Origin of the sequence: Burkholderia sp. Ac-20384, from assembly GCF_017104605.1 — a bacterium.
Taxonomy (GTDB): Bacteria; Pseudomonadota; Gammaproteobacteria; order Burkholderiales; family Burkholderiaceae; genus Burkholderia; species Burkholderia lata.
Genome location: NZ_JAAGPE010000607.1, coordinates 1 through 2,105, shown reverse-complemented (window position 1 = coordinate 2,105; position 2,105 = coordinate 1). Strand labels below are relative to the sequence as shown.

Sequence of the window (2,105 nt, the reverse complement as noted above, 5' to 3'; positions counted from 1 at the left end):
CGGGAGACACCCGTGGTTTACCACGTTTATTTCACTCTTACCCTACGCGACGCTCTTCCGATCTCGCGTCGACCTGCCCGTACGGCACGAACAACACGCCGTCGGCGCTACGCCACGTATGCGCATGCCACGGCTCGGCACCGCCGAGCACGCTCTGCGCGAGGCCGTGCTCGGCCAGCGAGTCGAGGCCGAGCGTCGCGCCCATCAGGTTCTGTGCATCGAATTCGACGGCGACGACCGGCCGGCCGCGGCGCGCGAGCAGCACCGCGAGGGCAGCCGTGAGCGTCGTGCGGCCCGCGCCGCCCGTCGTCGACGTAATGGCGATCGTCTTCATCGGGCCGCCTCGCTACCACGCTCGCCGCGTTCCGCATCGGGCAGCAGCCGCCCGCGCAGCGCGACCGGCACGAGTTCGCAGGGCACCGCGTCGCGCCGGTCGATACCGCGCGGCGCATGAAAGCCGCGGCCGATACCGAGGTGCTGCGCGATGATCCACACCGGCACCGCGATCACGATGCCGACGATGAAACCGATGACGATGACGGCGATCATGCGACCCCCTCCTTGCGCAGCGGCATCGCGCTGCGGACGGCGCTGCGCTTGCGCGCAGCGGCAATGACGGGTTCCGGCGCCGATGCATCGATAGCCGCGGCTGTCGGCGTCGCACCGATCGCCTCGAGCGCGACGATCGCATCGATTGCGTCGATCGCGCCGCTCACTTCGCTCGCGTCTGGCAACGCGGCGCCGGGATCGGCGCGCACGGACGATTTGCGGGTCGTGCGCGCCGGCTGCGTGGCCGCGAACAGATCGCTGTAGTCGGCGATCGGCGCGCGGCGGTTCTCGGCCTTCAGCGCATTGAGTTCGGTGTCGATGCTGCCGTGTCCGAGGCACACGACACGGTCGGACAGCGCGTCGACCGGCACGTCGAAGATGCGCGCGAGCGCGTCCTCCGCATCGGCCGGCTCGCACGCGAACAGGAACACGTACAGGTGCGCGGCATCGGCCGTCACGACGTCGCCCGCGCGGCGCGGCCGGCAAAACCGCAGCGCGTCGACGTGCGACACGCCCGGTAGCAGCGAGATCTTCGCGAGCGTGTGCGGCAGCGCCAGCACGGCGCCGCGATCGAGCACCGCGCGAATCCGCAGGCAGAACGCGCCGACCGACAGGTAGCCGAGCACCGAATCGCCGAGCGCGGCCGCGAGCGCCGCACGATAATCGGCCGCGACGGGCCGCGCATAGAGCTGGCCGCGCAGCGCGTGCACGGCGGCCTGCATCCGCGATACCGGCAAGTCGCGCGCGACGACGCGGCTCGCGCCGACGCTCAGCACGAGCATTTCGAACTGCTGGCGCAGCACTTCGCCGCGCTCGACGACCGCGATCTTCAACTCACCGCCGCACTGCCGGCGCAGCGCGTGCACGTCGGCGCAGAGCGCTTCGAGCTGCGCATGCGAGCGGAACGCGAGCACCGCGGTCGCCGCTTGCGCATGCGCGCACGCCGCGACGACGGCCGCGTTGTCTTCGACGATCTCCCAGCCGTCCGGCGCGCGGTTCGTGCCTTCGAGCACCGCGCGGCTGACGACGACACGATCTTCGTCGCTCGCGAGCTTCATCCGGTGCGCGGGCTCGGCCGCGCCGCCGTCGACGCTTGCCGAGAGCCGGCCGCCCGGCGCAAAGCGCAGCGGCCGGACTTCGCCGGCCGCAAGCGTGTCGCCCGCACGCCAGAAATCGACGACCCACAGCAGCTCGCCGTGCGTGCGCTGCAACTGCGCGACGCCCGAGCAGATACCGTGGAAACCGCTGCGCGGCGTGCGATCCGCATCGCGTACGAGCGGCGCATCGTCGGTGCGCGCTTCGTCGCCCGCGCGGCTCGCTTCGGGATCGAGCAGCAGCACGAGCGCGATCCGGCGCGTGCGGCACCAGTCAGCGAGGGCATGCGCCTCGTCGGCAAGCGCGATCGGGTCGTCCCAGCTGAACCAGCGCTGCGCGCCTTCGACGAAATACAGCGAGCGCGCGCGAAAGCCGTAGCGCTTCATCGCGCGCAGGCCGCCGGTCAGCCGTGCGAACGGGCCCGGCGCCGCGCGGCGCGGTGCGTCCGCCGTTGCGCCGGC

At 71.9% G+C, this 2,105-nt stretch carries 2 protein-coding genes and 1 pseudogene; all 3 read right to left on the bottom strand.

Translation table 11 applies throughout. The features are described 5' to 3' along the window. Window positions 1–64: 64 nt before the first annotated feature. A pseudogene (locus G3O00_RS42210) lies at window positions 65–334 on the bottom strand (cellulose synthase operon protein YhjQ/BcsQ); the annotation flags it as partial. Next, window positions 331–549 (bottom strand): hypothetical protein, encoded by a 219-nt coding sequence (locus tag G3O00_RS42205; RefSeq protein WP_041492806.1) that lies wholly within the window; start codon window positions 547–549, stop codon window positions 331–333. The pseudogene G3O00_RS42210 and the gene G3O00_RS42205, both read right to left, overlap by 4 nt. Beyond that, the coding region (gene bcsE, locus G3O00_RS42200) for a cellulose biosynthesis protein BcsE (RefSeq protein ID WP_206146549.1) at window positions 546–2,105 on the bottom strand (1,560 nt) is incomplete at its 5' end. The genes bcsE and G3O00_RS42205, both read right to left, overlap by 4 nt.